Below are 18,348 nucleotides of genomic sequence, written 5' to 3'. Positions count from 1 at the left end.
CTGTAATTGGTCTCTAAAAATTATCGATTGATAAATGGAGTCAATTACAGGCTAAATGGGTTTAAGAAAGGTTAAATCCTTGTAGCTCTTCTTTTTACTCTTAAAAACCCGAAGCGGCATCGTCACCACGTGGGTCTGCTCCAGCTTCTAATTTACCGTTTGGCATTACCAAAATAGCGTCTACACGACCAATTCCTCCCGTAGTTCTGAATTTATGACCTTTGGCTTCTAAGGCTTGAATTACTTCAGCACTTAGTCCATCACGCTCATAAGTGATTTGATCTGGCAACCACTGATGGTGGAAACGAGGAGCGGTAACTGCTTCTTGCATTCCCATTCCAAAATCAACAACATTAATAATGGTTTGAAAAACTGAAGTGATAATGGTTGAACCACCTGGTGTTCCTACCACCATAAAGAGCTTTCCATCTTTAGAAACGATGGTGGGGGTCATAGAACTTAGCATTCTTTTACCAGGAGCAATAGCATTAGCCTCGCCACCTACTAAACCATACATATTGGGAACGCCTGGTTTTACACTAAAATCATCCATTTCATTGTTTAACAGAAAGCCTGCGCCACCCACAAATACTTTAGAACCCATACCACCATTGAGTGTGGTAGTAATCGATACGGCATTACCTTGTGGGTCTACAATTGAAAAATGAGTAGTTTCCATACTTTCATTAGGAGCAGGCTGACCTGCACTCACTTCGCTACTTGGTGTTGCTTTGTTAGGGTCAAAACTCTTCATTCTGTCCTTAATATAATCTTGGTCTTGAAGACCTTTTAAGGGAACATCATAGAAGTCAGGGTCACCCAAATGTGCGGCACGATCGGCATAAGCTCTTCTTTCGGCCTCAACGATTAAATGAACTGCTTCGGTGCTATGGAAATCCATATCGCTCAGTTTGTAGTTTTCCATGGTTCCGAAAAGTTGGGCTAATGCAATTCCTCCACTTGATGGAGGTGGCATGGAAATAAACTCGTATTCGCCATAATTACCTTGAATAGGAGTGCGCCAAACGGCCTGGTATTGTTCTAAATCTTCATGTGAAATAATACCGTTGCCCCTTTTCATTTCGGCTACAATTAAATCGGCAGTTTCGCCTTTATAGAACCCGTCACGACCCTTGTCGCGAATTCTTTCTAGGGTTTTTGCCAGTTCTGGAATTTTCACTAAGTCGCCTTCTTTCCATTCTTTGCCTTCTTCAGCCAAAAAGAAATCGGGCATAACCGTATTGAACTCCATAAAAGACTTACGGTTGCTGTTCAGGCCAGAAGCTTCCCTAGCGGTAAGTACCCATCCTTTTGAAGCAATATCGATGGCAGGTTGAACCAGATCGGCCCAATCTAATTTTCCATATTTTTTATGGGCTTCTACCATTCCAGCTACAGAACCAGGAACCCCAGCAGCCAAATGGCCGCGTGTACTCAAACTAGAAATAACATCTCCGTTGTCGTCAAGGTACATGTCACGTCCACCTGCATTTGGTGCTTTTTCACGGAAGTCGAGCGTACTGGCTGTGCCATCGGCCATACGAGTGACCATGAAACCACCGCCTCCAATATTTCCAGCGCCAGGATATACAACAGCCAAAGCAAACTGAACGGCTACTGCTGCATCTACTGCGTTTCCGCCTTTTTGCATAATTTCCTTCCCAACATTTGAAGCAATTGGGTGTGCAGAAACCACCATAGCTTTAGCAGCAATAAGGCCTCTGGCAATGTTTGGATCGTCAATGGGTTCTTGATTTTGGCAGGCCACAAGGGCCAGTACCAAAATCGCTGTTATAAGTTTTTTCATTTGAGGTTATTTCTTGCCTATGGTTGTTTCAAACAACTTGAAAATCCTTTTGTATTCGTCTGTCCAGCTACTAGGGGTAGTGAAACCATGATTTTCTACAGGATAAAGTGCCATTTCCCAGTTGTCTTTACCTAGTTCAATAAGCCTTTGTGCCAGTCTCACTACATCTTGGAAATGAACATTGGTATCTACCATACCATGAGCAATCAACAAGTTGCCTTGTAAACCTTCTGCAAAGTAAATAGGCGAACTTCTTTTGTAGGCAATTGGGTCTTCAATTGGAGTATTCAAAATGTTAGAAGTGTATCCGTGGTTATAATGAGCCCAATCGGTAACTGATCTTAATGCAGCGCCTGAAGTGATTACATCTGGGTGATTGAACATAGCAAACAACGTAATGAAACCACCATAAGACCCACCATACATTCCTATTTTACCCGGATCAACACCATATTCACTTACCAATAGCTTGGCTCCATCAATATTGTCTGAAAGGTCTTTTCCGCCCATATGTCGGTAAATTCCAGTTCTCCAATCTCTTCCGTAACCAGCACTACCGCGATAATCAATATCTAATACAGTATAACCTTTTGCCATTAGCATGTTATTGAACATGTATTCTCTTAAATAGCTACTCCATCCGTAATGTGCGTTTTGCAAATAACCAGCTCCGTGAACAAAAATTACACCCGCTCCATTTGGGTTTTCAGGCTTGTAAACTCTTGCGTGTACCATTTCGCCATCTTGGGCTTTGAAGGTAATTACTTCTGGTTGATACCAATTGTATTGTTTGAAACCCGCTTGCAAACTCTCTGTTACCTTCTTTTTAGCTGCGCCTGGCTTGTTAGGTTGAATAAATAATTCGGTAGGGCGGTTGGTGTAGGAATAAAGAATGGCCAAGTATTTCTCATCAGGAGAAAGCGTTACATCATTATGTCCGTCTTCTGAAGTGATCTGAGTTGGTTTTCCGCCTTTAAGCGGCATCGAATAGAAATGACGAATGCCTGGGTGCTTCATGTTTGCAGTGAAATACCAAGTTTTTCCATCATTAGAAAGCTGAGGATCATACACTTCGTAGTTGCCAGAAGTAAGCTGTTTTACTACACCAGTCGACAGATCGTGTGTATAGAGGTGAGAATAACCAGACTTTTCTGACTGATAATATATAGTTTTATTATCTGGCAAGAAGTTCATTCCTCTTCCAATTCCAGGGCCTGCAATCCAAGCTTCATCGCGTTGACGATCTACAGGGATTAAATCACCTGAAGACGGAAGCAATCTCATGATCCAAAGGTCTTTATTGTCTAATGATGAGAATTGTACAACAGTATATTTACCATCATTTGACCATACAATATTGCTAGCCGATACTTTTCTAGGTTCTTTAGAAAAGCTTTTATCAGGATAATCTTCCACATAATCTGGTAGGTCTGAAATACCTGGTAATTGCTTAGTATCTAAAATGTAAAAACTGTCAGCTTCTATATTATAAATACCAATTTCTCTGTAAGATTGGTCTCCGCCAACTTTAGGTCTTGCATTAATATCAGTAGTGTAACCACTGCTGGTTACATAGTTAGGTACAATTGTGTTTTTTGCTGGGTTTTCAGCTGCAACCCAAACGCTGAAACTCACATATTTCCCATCAGGCGAAAGTTGTAGTCCACTTACGTTGTCTAGTTCAATTTGTGACATTCTTCCTTCGCCTTGGCTTTGCTGGAAGAACCTTTGCCCCGCAGCGGAAAAACGTCTTGGTCTATTTCTTTGCTCTCTTAAAATTTCAGAAGTAGTCTGTTGGTCATCAGAAATCCATTTGTCTTGGTCTCTGTTGCCATTTCTAGAGGTTGAAGGACGGTTAGGTCTATCTTCATCATCTTCTGTTATTTTAATATTCGTCAATTGTTTGATTAAACCTGACTTAGTGTCAATCGAAAATAAATTGTTGTCTGAAATAAAGGTGATTACAGATTCATCACTATGGAAAGAAGGGTTAGACTCTCTGGCTACTGTAGAAATGATTTTCGTTTCAGTCATGGTTTTTACATCCATTGTGTAGATGTCGCCAGAGCGTTCGAAAACTATTTTTGAACGGTCTTTATTGTACTGGTAGTTTGAAGGGAAACCTTCGCTGATATCTTCCACTTCTTGTGGATTGTTGCCATCTAAGCCTACTTTATGATAACTAGGAAATCCCTCTCCACTTGGGTTCCACATAAAAAAGAGGGTTTTGCTGTCTTTAGACCACTGAGGCCTTGAGGGCAAAATACCCACAAACTGGTCGGGCTCTTGCATTAACTCTTCAACAGTAAGTTGAGAAAGTGGCTTTTGTTGGGCAAAACCTAAGAAGCCTGATACGATTAAAAAGCTAATCGTGAGTAAAAATTTCTTCATGGTAATTGATATTTGATTGTCGACTTTCATTTTTTCAAAGGCAATGTAAGCTAAGCATAGTGTTTTACTTTGCTTAGTTTGAACATGGAAAAATAACTAAAAAAGAAACACTTGAGGTTTGGCTTTTTATAAGAGGTAATTATTGAAGTTTAGCCAGTAATTGGGAATTAGAATCCCGAATTGGGAACGCTAAGCACTTAACAAAATTTGATATACGATTCAAATCTATTCATTTAACTATTTTAAGCACTTTGGGCTTTTTAGGCACGACTTTAGAACGAAAGTTAGTGGTGCTATGAAGAAAAGTATATTAATTCTAGAGGATGACTCAGCTACAAGGTTTCTCTTGACGCATTATCTTTCTACAGAATACGATTTGTCGATTTATGAAAATGGGCTAGAAGGCTTAGCTTGGTTGGAAAAAGGCAATAATGCGGATTTGATTATAACGGATTTAGAAATGCCTAAAATGGATGGTTTTCAATTTATTGCGAGAGCTCGAAATGATGATAGGTTTCGTGATATACCAATTTTGGTTACTTCAAGTTTAGATGAAGCACAAGTACGGAAAAAAATCAAATGCGACTGCCCTTACTTCCAAAAATCAGTTGAGCTTTCTTCGTTAAAAAGTATTGTGTCGAGAATGCTGAATGAGGTGTAAAGGCAAACTAAATACCTTCTTCTTCTTCCATTTCTTTTAAATACCTATAAATACTAGACTTACCTATATCGAGTTTGCTGGCCACTAAAAGCACGTTGTTGTCATGCTTGTCCAAAAAGTGTCTAATAATTTTAAAGGTATATTCTTTCAAGGTCATTTCATCCATTAAGAACTGGCCTTCTTTCGCTAATGAGTTAAAGGTAATGTCTTCTTCCTCAATTTGATTGTTTTCGCACATTACGGCAGCCAATTCAATTATAGATTTTAGCTCCCTTACATTGCCAGGATAACCGTATTTTAAAAGCTTGGTTTGAGCTCCTCGGCTTAGACTAATTTTACCTAAACTGTTTTCTTTGGCAAAGTTATTTAATAAGTGTTTGGCAATGAGTATGATGTCTTTATCTCTGTCTCTTAGCGGTGGAAGTTCGATTGGAATACCTAATAACCTATAATACAAATCTTCTCTGAAAGTGCCGTTTTTAACTTCTTCTGCTAGGTTTTTATGGGTGGCAACTAAAATTCTAACATCAAATTTTACAGACTCATTTCCGCCAATACGGTTCAGTTCTCTTTCTTGAATAACCCTCAGTAGTTTGGCCTGAAGGTTAATGTCCATTTCACCAATTTCATCTAAGAAAATAGTGCCACCATCTGCCTCTTCAAATTTCCCTTTTCTTCGTGCCATAGCACCTGTAAATGCACCTTTTTCGTGGCCAAATAATTCGCTTTCAATAAGATTATCTGGAATAGCGGCAATGTTCACAGCTACAAAAGGTTTTCCTTTTCGGGCAGAATTGTAATGAATGGCTTTTGCAATTACTTCTTTTCCTGTTCCTGTTTCACCAGTAATAGAAACGGTAATGTTGGTTTTTATGGCTTTGGCTAAAAGCTTGAATACGTTTTGAATGGCCTTACTTTCACCAATAATACTTTTTTCAAATTCGTATTTTTCACCAATTTCTTCGCGAAGCTGAATGATTTCTTCCTTTAATGATGCGTTTTTCTTAGCATTATTAATTGCATTCAGTAGCCTATCCTTGGTTTCCTCGTCTTTAGTAATGTAATCATAGGCGCCTACTTTTAACAAACCAACAGCCGTATTAATGTCTTCTTGAGAAGATACTACAATTACGTTTGTTTCGGGATTATTCCTTTTAATGGCTTTTAAAACTTCGCTTCCTGTTATGTCGGGTAGCGAGTAGTCAAGGGTCACTACTGAAGGATTCTCATTCAAGTGAGCAATACAATCTTTTCCATTAGAAAACACTTTAACCACATGGTCTGGATTTAACTCAGCGATGTACCTAAGCATCTTCTGATAGACTGGGTCATCTTCTACAATAAAAATCTTAACTGGTTCTGGTATATATTCCATTAAAAAGCTTGGCTGACGAGCATCGCGAAGATATTAATTAAATAGGCCTAAAAAAAGCACCTAGAATAGGTTTAGTAAATACTGATTTTAAGCAAGTGCCGCTTTGTAAGTGTCAAGTGCTCTTTGTCGGGCAAACTTATGGTCAATCATTGGTTTTGGATACTTTGAAGTGCCAAATTCGGGCACCCATTTTTTAATGTACTTTAATTCTGGGTCGAATTTTTTGGTTTGTGATTCGGGGTTGAAAATACGGAAATAGGGTTGAGCATCGGTACCTGTTCCTGCCGCCCATTGCCAGCCGCCATTGTTTGAGGCCAGATCAAAATCGAGCAATTTTTCAGCAAAATAGGCTTCGCCCCAGCGCCAATCTATCAGTAGGTGTTTAGTAAGAAAACTCGCTACAATCATTCTTACTCTGTTATGCATAAATCCCGTGTGGTTCAGTTGCCTCATGCCAGCGTCAACAATGGGGTAACCTGTGTTTCCGGCACACCATTTTTCAAAACCTTCTTCATCTTGCAACCAAGGAATATGGTCGTATTGGGGCTTAAATGCATTATTCACCACGTGGGGATTATTGGCTAAGATCATTGCATAAAAATCTCTCCAGATCAGTTCGTTAAGAAAGGTTTTGTTAATGCTTTCGGCTTTTTGTGCCAATTGCCTAATACTTATGGTGCCAAACCTTAAATGAATACCTAAACGCGAAGTGGCATCTTGGGCTGGAAAGTCTCTTAACTCATCATATTTTTTTATCAGTTCTTCTTTCAGGCTGTTTGAGGGTATATTAATTTCAGTTTTCTGAAAACCCATTTCTTTTAACGAATGGATTTCTGCTTGCTCAGTAGAGAACCAATTATCGGAGTTCAGGCCATTGGGTAATATGGTTGGTTTGTTCGTTGTGTATTTTTCTAACCAGGCCTTACTGTAAGGGGTGAAAACTTTGTAGAATGTACCGCTTCCAGATACAATTTCTTCTTTCTCGAAAATTACATGGTCTTTAAATGTGAAAAAACCGATTCCTCTTTCTTTTAAGAAGGATTCTATCTCTTTATCTCTTTCCTTGGCATAAGGCTCATAATCTCTATTCGTGTAAACCGACTCAATTTCATACTGATCTGTAAGTGCCTTGTACGCGTCAATAGGGGTAGAGTAGAAGGTTTTTAGTCTTGCTCCTTTTGCTCCTAATTTGCTATTCATTTCAGTAATGGTATTCTGAATGAATTCTACTCTTGCATCTTGTTTGTTTTCTAAGTCATCAAGTATGTTTTTGTCAAAAATAAAGATGGGGAGTAGAGGAAGATTTTCTTTAAGGGCGTAATAAAGTGCTGTATTGTCTTCAAAACGTAGATCTCTTCTGAACCAGAATACATTGATTTTCGACATGAGTAACTTAGAATTTGGAAAAATAACCGATCAGAAGGTGATTAGTTCGAGCCGTTGCCAGAATTATTTTCTTCTTCCTTTTTGGCGGTATTTTCTTCTCGTCTCTTTTTACGCTTTCTATCCACCCCAGTGAAAAACTCTCTTAAACTATTAAAACTGCTTGATTGAGTAATACTGGCACCACTGGTTTGGGTAGTTCCGCCCGAGACAGCGGTTACCAAGTTGTAATTACTTCTAGAATAAACTTTTACTTTATAACGGCCATCAGAAGTAAGTAAATACTCTGCCGTCCAGTCGCCAGCAATGCTATTAATGTCTGTAGCATAGCTGTCTGCGTCAACTTGGTTTGTGAGTCCGCCTTCGCGTGTTACTCTCAAGCGGCCATTCAGAAAAGTATATGATAATCGCAATTGGAAAGTGTTATAAGCATTTTGGTCTAACGAGGCCAAATCGAAATCTATTTCTAGGTTTTCATCTAACTGAGCTACTAACTGACTCAATTGATTGGAAAGAAGTTGACTCACGTTTTGCGAGGCCGTTTGCCCACCAATATTTAGGGTATTACTGTCAGAAAAATTGTTGAGCACAATTACATTTACTACTTGTCTGGTTAGCTCTTGCTCATCACTGGCCAGTCGGTTTTTAAAAGCGTTTAGGGCAGTTTGTAGTTCAAAATCTTGTGCATTCACTTCCGAGAAATCAATATCAAAATCAATTTCAGGAGAGAGTAAAGGGCCGTTCAGTCGCAAAAGCACCTTGGTGGGGTACCTTCTGTTGGCTACGTTAGAATTCTCATCGTCAAAGCCGGTTTGCTTTAAAATAGGGGCTAAAGAGGTGTTTTGCGAATAAGAGGCATTAATGTCCATTATGCCCGTATAAGGATCGCCAGACCATGTAATTCTGCTTGGCTGTTCAATATCAAACTCTTTGGTAATAATGTTGTACAAAGAGAAATTGTAAGCCCCTTCGGTAATATTTAGCCCTCCCGTCATTTGAAAATCTCCTTGGGTATCTATTTGCAACCTAAGTTGGCCATTACCTCGACCTCTAATAATATCTCCCGTTTTGGGGTCAATGATGATTTCGGTGTAGGCGTCTGGTGTAACATTAATATTCAAATCGAGCTTTAGGCCTTCGATTTTCATTTTATCTACCTCGTCACCGCTCGAGTTATAGGTTTGAGTGGTGTCAGTCAAGTTAATAAAGTTGATGTAATCAACAGAGGTGTCATCAACCCCTTCACTTATTGGGATATAAATTTGGGTGTTCGGGCTTGTGGTAACATCGGCATTAATGGTTAGGTTGCTGGCCGCCCCTCTAAGGTTTACTGTTCCTGAGGCGTAGGCGTTACCGTAATACAAGTCGCCATTGTCGATGGTTGTATTTAGTACTTGAAACTTGTCGAGGTTTCCGTAGAGGTCAAGGGTGAAATCGCGGAAAGAGTTATGTTTTACTTCGCCACCAAATTGAGCTGGGTTTCCATTAATATCTAAGAAATCTAATTCGGAGAGTGAAATAAGGTTCTTGTCGAACTTCACTCCACCACCAAACATATATTGGGTGTTTAAATAATTAATTTTTATACCACCGTTTTTAATGGTGCCGTTGCCTCTAATCAAGGGGTCTGAAACGGTTCCGCCAACGGTTAGTTTACCACTAATTGTTCCACCTATTTTAGTGAAGTAATCTTCAATATAAGGTTCTCCAATATTGAGGTTGGCTTCGTTGAGTATTAGATCCAAATCCAGTTGATTTGTGGTTCTTGTCGGATAAAAATCACCTTCAAGTTGAATGATCTTTTTACCCAATCGGTCAACAATCATATTGATGTCAAACTTTCTATTGAAGTCATTCCAAAGCAAAGCACCGCTTATATCGCCCACTAAAAACTCGTCAATTTTAAACTCATTAATACTGATATCGCCAAATATTAATGGGTTGTACAATAAGTTTTGAATATTAATAGCACCATTGACTTTCCCTGAATATGACTTAAGCGTAAGTGTATTTAAGTTTTCCACTTCAACATTCTCAAAGGCTATTTTCATACTCTCTGTACTGTCTTTAGATACAGAAATATTACCGTCTAAAGTGATCGACTGAGTGTCGTTATAGATGTCTAAGTTCTCAATACTAATATTGTTTTTACCAAAAACAACTACGTTGTCTTCGGTGATATTCCAGGTTTGGTCTAGTGCAATAATGTTTGATTCTTGAAACCTGAGTTCGGTTCTGTTTTCAAAGAAATCAATTCCAGCTCCTATTTCTGCATAATTGCCGCTAGAGGTCTGTTCAATGTTTTGTCGTAATTCAATTCTTTTCCCATCCCAAACTGTCTCCAAAGTAAGAGCGTCTGTTTCTGAAGTGTTGGCGTAGATTTGCTTCTGAGAATACAAATAACCCAAGGCCATAACTTTATCGGGGTCGCGTAAACTGCTGGCATTCACATCAATCTCATTATTTAAAAACGATATGTTTGAATAAATAAGCGAGTCGATTTTTGCATTCAACTGAAAATCTTCGGTGTTCGAATTGTTGAACCGGCCATTCAACGAAGCATTTTTACCCACATAAATAGCAGTATCGAAAAGTTGAATAATTGGATTGATATTGGGTAATTGTGCAGAATAAGTAATATCAAAGGCTTGTGGACTTCGGCCATTTGTTTTCAAGTATTCAGGAATTTCATTGCTTCGGCTAGAGAAAACGAGTTTGTATTGGCCGTTGATGTTCTTTAGCTCCGTAATTAAAGTTGAAAACTCAAATTGGCCATCCATATTAATGTTGAAATAATCAGAGTTAAACCTTACACTTCTATTTCTAGCGCTACGCTGTGATGAAAAGAAAACAGAGTCAACCAAAATATCTTCACTTCTATATTTTAGGTAGGTATCGGTAAGATGAAAATTACCCAACAGACTGTCGAGTTTAACTCCTTCGAAATCGAGGTTAAAATCGGAGGCAACAAAGAGTTCGTCTTCAGTTAGGTTGATCGCGGTCAAATCGGCACGAGACAACCGCCCATTAATTTTGAAAAGTCTTTTGTTATTTCTTAAATCTACAGAACCTGTTGCTTTGAAAATTAAGTTCGGGTCGTCAACAGCGATTTCCCCAGAGAAAAAGGACTGTGCAAAGGTTCCGTTAGTTGTAATATCAACATACTCATAACCTAAAATGCCTATTTTACTCACTTTTGCATCGAGTTTGAAATTGGCTTGCTCAAGCGTAAAGCCTTCACCTTCAACACTTCCATTTAAATTTACTTTTTGAAAAACGCTGTCTTCAGTAAGTATACCTACATTAAAGTCTTGTAACTCTAGTCGGCCGCTGTATGAGGCAAGTTTGCTTTCTGGTAAGGTGATTTGAACGTTTGGTTTAACGTAACCTAGTGCCGTTCTAAACTCTCCGTCTGCCACAAAATCATTGATTAATCCATCATACTGACCATTTAGTTTGACCAACCCAAGCTTGTTGGATATTTTAAAAGTACGGTCGTTGATAAACTGCCTTAAGTCGGTGGCTTTCAAGAACGAATCGTCCAAATCGATGTCGAAAATGGTTTCGTTAATATTGGGCAAGCCCTCAATATCTAGTCGGCCATTCAGTTTAGAATACTCTCCAAAAGAAATAGCAAAGTCATCAGAGTAGAAGGAATTCACTTTCCCCTGAAAACGACCACTAATTTCTATCTCTTGATCATATTGCTTGAATTCGGGCACAAAAAAACTGAGTTCATCAGAATGCAAAACTGAATTTTCGAAATTGGCATTAATATCTACCTCAGTCACAAATTCACTCATGGCCGAAGGGTCTTCAAAATTGAAAATAATAGAGTCTTTGATGTGACTTTTTCCCATCAGAAGATCAAGATTAATAAAAGCCATTTTCTTTTGAGAGGTCTGAAAAATGGTTTCTAGCTTATCTATTTTTAAGCCCGAGGCTTGGTCTTCGGCAGTTAAAAACTGGACGTTAATTTCAAAATCGCCACCAACGGATTCTAAGTTGCGAATATCGGTTCTTAAGTTTTTTAGGGTGAAATGGTTGTAGTCAAAGCCATCAGCGATAGAATCCTTTCTAGAGTCAGAAAGGCTAAATTCCGAATTGAGAAGAGTAACCTTATCAATTGAAAATACACTAAGGCTTGTCGTGTCAGGGTTAGATGATGAAGTCAGGTCGGTGATTTTTGCCACCCAGTTGTCAATATTTAATCCGCTCTCGCCTTCATTTCTTAAGTTTACCGAAGCTTTGTTCAACCATGCTTCATTGATTAAAATATCTTTTCCGCCAATCAGTTCTTTCAGATTAAAAGAGATTACGACCTCACGTACATCTATCATTTTTTCGTTATGCTGATCGTAAACCGTTAAGTCATCAATAGTAACAGAATTGAACCATCGAATATTTGTATAACCAATTTCGGAACGATAACCTGTATTTTCGGTTAAGTAGTCTGCGGCTTTGTCTGCCAAGTAATTCTGAACGGGTGGAAGGTGGATTAACCCAATAACAATAAATAATAGAATGATTGGCGAAAGGCACAACCATATTATTGATTTGACTATCCGTTTTTTAATAACTTGCGATCTTTTAATTTTCTCTGTCAATGCCCACCTCCGATATCAAAATACTGGCCCTTGAATCTTCTTGCGATGAAACTTCTGCAGCTATTGTAGATAACGGCAAAGTACTTAATAATATAATCGCTACACAATCTGTCCATGGAAATTATGGTGGAGTTGTGCCCGAATTAGCATCACGCGCTCATCAGCAGAATATTGTGCCTGTAGTAGACCAAGCACTCAAAAATGCAGCCATAGATAAAACGAGTTTATCGGCAATTGCTTTTACCCGTGGGCCAGGGCTTTTAGGAGCGCTATTGGTAGGTACTTCGTTTGCCAAATCAATGGCCTTGGCTTTGAATATCCCTTTGATTGAAGTGAACCACATGCAAGCCCATATTTTGGCCCACTTTATTGACGACCCTAAGCCAGAATTTCCTTTTCTATGCTTAACCGTAAGTGGAGGCCATACTCAAATTGTATTGGTGAAAAGCCATTTAGATATGGAAATTGTGGGAGAAACTCGTGATGACGCAGTAGGAGAGGCTTTTGATAAATCGGCTAAACTTTTAGGCTTAAGTTACCCTGGTGGGCCACTAATTGATAAATATGCACAATTGGGCAATCCGCATCGTTTTCCCCTTCCACAAACTGAAATGCCTGATTTAGAATATTCTTTTAGCGGAATTAAAACAGGAATTCTTTATTTCTTGAGAGATGAACTTAAAAAGAATGAGAATTTTATTGATGAAAACCTTAACGATATCTGTGCGAGCATTCAGCATACACTAGTTGAAATGCTTTTACAGAAACTGAGAAAAGCGGCTCGTCAGTTTAATATTAAAAACATTGCGTTGGCTGGTGGCGTATCGGCCAATAGTGGTTTAAGAAATGGGTTGAACAATATGGCGGAAAAAGAAGGCTGGAAAGTTTTTGTTCCTGCTTTTGAGTACTGTACCGATAATGCAGCTATGATTGGAATGGCTGCCCATTATAAATATTTAGCAGGAGAATTCACTACCCAAGAGGTAAGTGCTTTGCCACGAATGAAATTTTAGAAGAAATATGAAATCAGATTTCGAACAACTGATTGTTGCTAAGAATTATATAGCGGTGCTTCAAAAAGAAAATGAGGCGCTAAAAGCAGAAGTGGAAAACCAGTTTAAAATGCGAAAAAAACTGGAAGCAGCACTAAAAACAGAAAAGGAGCTAAAGGAAAAGATGACTCCTAAAGAGAAAATTCAGATTAAAGCGGATCTTTATGTAAGGCAGCAAAAGGAAAGTTTGGAATCATACGCCAATAAATTGCGCGACTGCAGAAAGCTGACTGAACAACTTCAGACTGAATTGATTAAAACTAAATTGGGTTTGGCCAATGGTAAATAAGGTTGAAATTGGTGCTGTTAAAACCCACCGGTATGTAGTTAAAAATACCGATGCCGCAACTTTTGATGCTGGCGAAGTACATCAGGTAATGAGTACTTTTGCCATAGCTAGAGAAATGGAATGGTCTTCGCGTTTGTTTGCTTTAGAAATGAAAGAGGCAGACGAAGAAGGAATTGGTACTATGTTGGAGATAAAGCATGTTTCTCCTGCACTTTTTAACACAGAGCTGAGTTTTGAAGCCAAACTGGTAGCAGTTGATAAAAACGAATTGATTTGCGAAATCAGGGTTTTAGATGGACAGAGGTTGGTTGCTACTGGTCGTACCGGACAGAAAATTTTAAAGAAAGATAAGTTGAACCAAATTTTTACTAGTTTAGAAAGATAGATGGCGAAGGATAAAAATAGGTTTTCGAACAACATTAATATAAAGAATAGAAGGGCAAGCTATGAGTTTGAATTCATAGACAAATATGTGGCGGGTATGCAATTGCAAGGCACAGAAATTAAGTCTATTCGCGAAGGTAAAGTGCAGCTGCAAGATGCTTACTGCTATTTTAAAAATGGCGAACTGTATATTAAACAAATGCATATTGCCCAGTTTTCTGAAGGAAGTTATAATAACCATGTAACCGACAGAGAGCGAAAGCTTCTTTTAAACAAAAGGGAATTGTCTAAACTAGAGTCGAAGCTTGAAGAAAAAGGGTTGTCTATTGTACCGCTAAGGTTATTTATAACCGATAGGGGCTTTGCCAAAACAGAAATAGCTTTGGGCAAGGGTAAAAAGCTTTACGATAAACGCGACTCAATAAAAGACAAAGATATTAAGAGGGACTTAGAACGTGTAAAATACTAATGGAGCCTATTGATTACGGAATCTCACGTTTGAGCATTGTGCCAATTAGGGCAAAGGGGTCAGATGCTTCTGAAATGATCTCTCAATTGCTTTTTGGTGAACATTATACTGTGTTGGAGGCATCTAAGAATAAGCAGTGGCTGCTAATTAAGAATGCTTTTGATGGCTATGAAGGCTGGATAGATGCCAAGCAGCATTATCGTATTTCTCAAGAATATTTCGAACAAATTGATAATTCGGAATATAAAATATGTACCGATCTTACTTCGCAAATCCTTTATGGTAAAAGCGTGATTCATATCACTTTAGGTGCGGTTTTACCTATTTTGAATAATTCACTATTTATGGATCAGGAACGCTTTGCTTTTAATGGAGAAGCAAAGAGTATTCACCAAAAATGGAGTGTTGATTTGACACTAGAATTGGCTAAAAAATATTTAAACGCTCCCTATTTATGGGGTGGAACAACACCATTTGGAATTGATTGCTCGGGCTTCACCCAAATGGTGCTAAGGGTTGCAGGTTACAGAATGCCACGCGATTCCAAAGATCAAATTACCAAAGGAAAAGAAGTGAAATTTACCGATGTGATGCCAGGCGATTTAGCCTTTTTCACCAACAAGGAAGGTAAAATGAATCATGTAGGATTGGTGTTAAGTCCAACCGAAATCATTCACGCTTCGGGAAAAGTTAGGATTGATAAGTTAGATGATCAGGGCATTTTCTCTGTAGAACAAAATAATTACTCACACCATTTATTTAAATTCAAGCGAATATTGAGGGATTACACATGAAATGAAACGCGTCTTAGTTTTAAATCAGGATTATAGCCCGTTAACAGTTTGCTCTGTTGAAAGGGCTTTTCTGCTCTTATTTCTAAGCAAAGCCGACATGGTTCATGATGCACCAGGCAAAGTAATGAGAACCGTTAGCGCTCAATATCCAATGCCTTCTGTAATTCGACTTCAGAAATATATTTACTCTCCGTTTAAAAGTGTAGTGCTTTCTCGCCAGAATATCTTCAAAAGAGATGGTCAAGAATGTCAGTACTGCGGAAGCACTAAAAGTTTAACCTTAGACCACGTAATACCTAAATCAAGAGGGGGGAAATCTTCTTGGCAGAACTTAGTGGCAGCCTGCTACAAATGTAATTCAATGAAAGGCGATAAAACTCCAGAAGAAGCAGGTATGCTGCTTAAAAACCGTCCTTTTAAACCGTCTTATATCATGTTTGTAAGAAACTTCAGTGGCTTAACTTCTGAACAATGGCTCAAATACTTGAGTCTTAATTAATTCTCTATTTCTATTCTTGATTTTTAATGGATTTTCATACCTTTGCAGTCCGTTTTGAGTAAGGCGGGCTTTTCGTAATTTACGAAAGGTTAATCTAAATAAAATCCACCGGTTTTTGCTCTGGTTTCCGGATGGAGTATTACACAGAGTTTTTTTATGTCAGAAGAAAATAAGACAAACGAAGTAGAAGAAGTGAAAACTGCTGCTGCTGAAGTAGAAGCCCCTTCTACTGAGAAAGCTCCCAAAAAAGAAAAGTCGATCAAAGAAGCCCCTGCTGCAAAAGTAGCTGAAGGTGACGATGCTTTCGATTGGGAAGAATTCGAGAAAAAAGGTTTTGGAGAAGGTTACTCTCGCAAGAAAAGAGAAGAACTAGCTTCAATTTACGAAGACACCCTTACTACTGTAGAAGAGAAGAAGGTTGTATCGGCTACCATCGTTTCTATCAACGATAGAGATTTGGTTTTGAACATTGGTTTCAAATCTGATGGTTTAGTTGGTGCTTCTGAATTCAGAGACACTCCAGGATTAAAAGTAGGTGACCAAGTAGAGGTTTACATCGAAGAGCAAGAAAACGCTTTAGGTCAATTAGTACTTTCTAGAAGAAAAGCTAAGATCGTAAAGGCTTGGGAATTGATCCAAGATGGTTACGAGAACGACAAAGTGATCGAGGGTATGGTGAAGAGAAGAACCAAAGGTGGTTTGATCGTAGACGTATTCGGAATCGAGTCTTTCTTACCAGGTTCTCAAATCGATGTGAAGCCAATCAGAGACTTTGATGTTTTTGTAGGTAAGAAAATGGAAGTGAAAGTTGTGAAAATCAACTACACTAACGATAACGTAGTAGTATCTCACAAAATACTTATCGAGAAAGATCTTGAGAAGCAAAAAGCTAAGATTCTTGAAAACCTTGAGAAAGGTCAAGTACTCGAAGGTGTGATCAAGAACATGACTAACTTCGGTGTATTTATCGATCTAGGTGGTGTTGATGGTCTATTGCATATCACAGATATTTCTTGGGGCCGTATCAACGACCCGGCTGAGGTGTTGAGCCTTGACGAAAAAGTAAACGTGGTTGTTCTTGATTTTGACGATGACAAGAAGAGAATCTCTCTTGGTATGAAGCAATTGACTGAGCACCCTTGGGATAAATTAGATGCTGGAATCGAAATCGGTTCTAAAGTATCTGGCTCAATCGTAAATGTTGCCGATTACGGTGCATTCCTTGAGTTATACCCTGGCGTTGAAGGTTTGATTCACGTTTCAGAAATGTCTTGGTCGCAGCACTTAAGAAACCCACAAGACTTCATCAATATTGGTGATAAACTTGATGCGGTTGTGTTGACACTAGATAGAGAAGAAAGAAAAATGTCATTGGGTATCAAGCAATTGACTGAAGATCCATGGACTAAGAGTGATGTGTTAACGAAATACGGTGTGGGTACAAACCACAAAGGTATTGTTCGTAACCTAACTAACTTCGGCTTGTTTATCGAGCTAGAAGAAGGTATCGATGGTTTAGTACACGTTTCTGATCTTTCTTGGACTAAGAAAATCAAGCATCCATCTGAATTTGTTAAAGTAGGAGAAGAGCTTGAAGTACAAGTGTTAGAACTTGATATCGAAAACAGAAGATTGGCCCTAGGCCATAAGCAATTGGAAGAAAACCCTTGGGATACTTTCCAATCTGTATTCCAGCAAGGATCTACACACAAGTGTACTGTAATTTCTAAAAATGATAAAGGAGCAACCCTTGAATTACCTTACGGTTTAGAAGGTCTTGCTACTCACAAGCATTTGAAGAAAGAAGATGGTTCTGAAGTTGAAGTAGGTGAAACTATTGATTTTGTTGTGGTTGAATTCTCTAAAGATGATAAGAGAATTGTATTGTCACATACAAACACTCATACTAAACCAGCTCCTTCTGAAAAACCAGCTAAAGCTAGCAAACCAGCTAAAGCTAAAGCAGCGAACAAGTCTAACAACGAGGATGTTTCTACTTTAGGCGATCTTGATGCACTTTCTGCATTGAAAGCCGAAATGGAAGACAACACGAAAAAGGCTAACGCAGCTAAAAAAGCAGCAGAGGTAAAGAAAGAAAAAGCAGCCCCAAAAGCTAAGAAAGAAGCAAGTGCCGAAGAAGCACCTACAACTGACGAAGCTTCTTCTGAAGAGGAGAAATAAGGCAAAGGCTTATTCAAATACATATAGAAAAGGCACCTTAGCAATAAGGTGTCTTTTTTTATTTTTTAAGGTTTAAAATTCAAACAAACATTGGGCACATAATCATTAATTGATATCTTTGCGCTCTCGAAAGGGCGTTGTGGCCGAGTGGCTAGGCAGAGCTCTGCAAAAGCTCGTACAGCGGTTCGAATCCGCTCAACGCCTCAAGTAAAAGCATCAATCAGAAATGGTTGATGCTTTTTTTGTTTGCACCCAAGCGGATGAGAACCGGGCGGTTCGAAATCGAAGATTCACGAGGGGTTTGTGCGGCATGGCTGAGGGAATGAGTAATCCGCTCAACGCCTCAAGTTAAATTGAAAGCATCAATCAGAAATGGTTGATGCTTTTTTGTTTTGGATGGTATAAAACCGTTGAAACGGTTAATGTTTGCATTATATGACATAGCCCACGGTTTAA

Annotated in this window: 13 protein-coding genes and 1 tRNA gene; 9 read left to right on the top strand and 5 right to left on the bottom strand. The window is 38.8% G+C overall.

Annotation, left to right across the window (positions count from 1 at the left end; translation table 11 throughout):
• Nucleotides 1–100 precede the first annotated feature (100 nt).
• The gene (gene ggt, locus AWW67_RS14540) at nucleotides 101–1,807 is read right to left on the bottom strand and encodes a gamma-glutamyltransferase (RefSeq protein WP_062302637.1); all 1,707 of its coding nucleotides are present in this window, start codon (nucleotides 1,805–1,807) and stop codon (nucleotides 101–103) included.
• Nucleotides 1,808–1,813: 6 nt separating this feature from the next.
• Entirely contained in the window at nucleotides 1,814–4,198 is a 2,385-nt protein-coding gene (locus AWW67_RS14535) for a S9 family peptidase (protein ID WP_062303145.1), read from the bottom strand.
• 295 nt (nucleotides 4,199–4,493) lie between these two features.
• Between AWW67_RS14535 and AWW67_RS14530 the strand changes: the two genes are divergently transcribed.
• Entirely contained in the window at nucleotides 4,494–4,859 is a 366-nt protein-coding gene (locus tag AWW67_RS14530) for a response regulator (RefSeq protein ID WP_062302635.1), read from the top strand.
• A 7-nt stretch (nucleotides 4,860–4,866) separates the two neighbouring features.
• Here the strand turns inward: AWW67_RS14530 and AWW67_RS14525 are convergent, their stop codons facing one another.
• The 3 genes from AWW67_RS14525 to AWW67_RS14515 form a co-directional block, all read right to left on the bottom strand.
• On the bottom strand, nucleotides 4,867–6,234 hold the full coding sequence (locus AWW67_RS14525) for a sigma-54-dependent transcriptional regulator (protein WP_062302634.1): 1,368 nt from the start codon (nucleotides 6,232–6,234) through the stop codon (nucleotides 4,867–4,869).
• 87 nt (nucleotides 6,235–6,321) lie between these two features.
• Nucleotides 6,322–7,620, bottom strand: a complete 1,299-nt coding sequence (locus tag AWW67_RS14520) for a cryptochrome/photolyase family protein (RefSeq protein ID WP_062302633.1) — start codon at nucleotides 7,618–7,620, stop codon at nucleotides 6,322–6,324.
• A 41-nt stretch (nucleotides 7,621–7,661) separates the two neighbouring features.
• Nucleotides 7,662–12,089 (bottom strand): translocation/assembly module TamB domain-containing protein, encoded by a 4,428-nt coding sequence (locus AWW67_RS14515; RefSeq protein ID WP_062302631.1) that lies wholly within the window; start codon nucleotides 12,087–12,089, stop codon nucleotides 7,662–7,664.
• Between the two features lie 134 nt (nucleotides 12,090–12,223).
• On the opposite strand from AWW67_RS14515, the gene tsaD reads away from it, so the two are divergent.
• The 8 genes from tsaD to AWW67_RS14475 all read left to right on the top strand — a co-directional run bounded on the left by tsaD (nucleotide 12,224) and on the right by AWW67_RS14475 (nucleotide 18,096).
• Nucleotides 12,224–13,237 (top strand): tRNA (adenosine(37)-N6)-threonylcarbamoyltransferase complex transferase subunit TsaD, encoded by a 1,014-nt coding sequence (tsaD, locus tag AWW67_RS14510; RefSeq protein ID WP_062302630.1) that lies wholly within the window; start codon nucleotides 12,224–12,226, stop codon nucleotides 13,235–13,237.
• 7 nt (nucleotides 13,238–13,244) lie between these two features.
• Nucleotides 13,245–13,565, top strand: coding sequence for a hypothetical protein (locus AWW67_RS14505; protein ID WP_053221812.1), 321 nt, complete (start codon nucleotides 13,245–13,247; stop codon nucleotides 13,563–13,565).
• Nucleotides 13,555–13,950, top strand: coding sequence for a thioesterase family protein (locus tag AWW67_RS14500; protein ID WP_062302628.1), 396 nt, complete (start codon nucleotides 13,555–13,557; stop codon nucleotides 13,948–13,950). The genes AWW67_RS14505 and AWW67_RS14500 overlap by 11 nt, the downstream gene beginning before the upstream one ends.
• Entirely contained in the window at nucleotides 13,951–14,418 is a 468-nt protein-coding gene (gene smpB, locus AWW67_RS14495; protein WP_053221810.1) for an SsrA-binding protein SmpB, read from the top strand.
• Entirely contained in the window at nucleotides 14,418–15,212 is a 795-nt protein-coding gene (locus AWW67_RS14490; protein WP_062302627.1) for a C40 family peptidase, read from the top strand. Before smpB ends, AWW67_RS14490 begins: the two co-directional genes overlap by 1 nt.
• A gap of 1 nt (nucleotide 15,213) precedes the next feature.
• Complete coding sequence (locus tag AWW67_RS14485) at nucleotides 15,214–15,711, top strand: HNH endonuclease (RefSeq protein WP_062302625.1); 498 nt, start codon at nucleotides 15,214–15,216, stop codon at nucleotides 15,709–15,711.
• 156 nt (nucleotides 15,712–15,867) lie between these two features.
• Nucleotides 15,868–17,892, top strand: coding sequence for a 30S ribosomal protein S1 (gene rpsA, locus AWW67_RS14480; protein WP_082794061.1), 2,025 nt, complete (start codon nucleotides 15,868–15,870; stop codon nucleotides 17,890–17,892).
• A gap of 133 nt (nucleotides 17,893–18,025) precedes the next feature.
• Nucleotides 18,026–18,096: transfer RNA gene (locus tag AWW67_RS14475), tRNA-Cys, on the top strand.
• Nucleotides 18,097–18,348: the final 252 nt, after the last annotated feature.

This window comes from Roseivirga seohaensis (assembly GCF_001592945.1).
Lineage (GTDB): Bacteria > Bacteroidota > Bacteroidia > Cytophagales > Cyclobacteriaceae > Roseivirga > Roseivirga seohaensis.
The sequence above is the reverse complement of the archived record's forward strand: the minus strand, read 5'-3'. Positions and strand labels throughout refer to the sequence as shown.

What these genes read in the sequence shown, in the direction of transcription:
- ggt (WP_062302637.1), bottom strand. Translation starts at nt 1,807, where the DNA reads ATGAAAAAACTTATAACAGCGATTTTGGTACTGGCCCTTGTGGCCTGC.
- AWW67_RS14535 (WP_062303145.1), bottom strand. Translation starts at nt 4,198, where the DNA reads ATGAAGAAATTTTTACTCACGATTAGCTTTTTAATCGTATCAGGCTTC.
- AWW67_RS14530 (WP_062302635.1), top strand. Translation starts at nt 4,494, where the DNA reads ATGAAGAAAAGTATATTAATTCTAGAGGATGACTCAGCTACAAGGTTT.
- AWW67_RS14525 (WP_062302634.1), bottom strand. Translation starts at nt 6,234, where the DNA reads ATGGAATATATACCAGAACCAGTTAAGATTTTTATTGTAGAAGATGAC.
- AWW67_RS14520 (WP_062302633.1), bottom strand. Translation starts at nt 7,620, where the DNA reads ATGTCGAAAATCAATGTATTCTGGTTCAGAAGAGATCTACGTTTTGAA.
- tsaD (WP_062302630.1), top strand. Translation starts at nt 12,224, where the DNA reads ATGCCCACCTCCGATATCAAAATACTGGCCCTTGAATCTTCTTGCGAT.
- AWW67_RS14505 (WP_053221812.1), top strand. Translation starts at nt 13,245, where the DNA reads ATGAAATCAGATTTCGAACAACTGATTGTTGCTAAGAATTATATAGCG.
- AWW67_RS14500 (WP_062302628.1), top strand. Translation starts at nt 13,555, where the DNA reads ATGGTAAATAAGGTTGAAATTGGTGCTGTTAAAACCCACCGGTATGTA.
- smpB (WP_053221810.1), top strand. Translation starts at nt 13,951, where the DNA reads ATGGCGAAGGATAAAAATAGGTTTTCGAACAACATTAATATAAAGAAT.
- AWW67_RS14490 (WP_062302627.1), top strand. Translation starts at nt 14,418, where the DNA reads ATGGAGCCTATTGATTACGGAATCTCACGTTTGAGCATTGTGCCAATT.
- AWW67_RS14485 (WP_062302625.1), top strand. Translation starts at nt 15,214, where the DNA reads ATGAAACGCGTCTTAGTTTTAAATCAGGATTATAGCCCGTTAACAGTT.
- rpsA (WP_082794061.1), top strand. Translation starts at nt 15,868, where the DNA reads ATGTCAGAAGAAAATAAGACAAACGAAGTAGAAGAAGTGAAAACTGCT.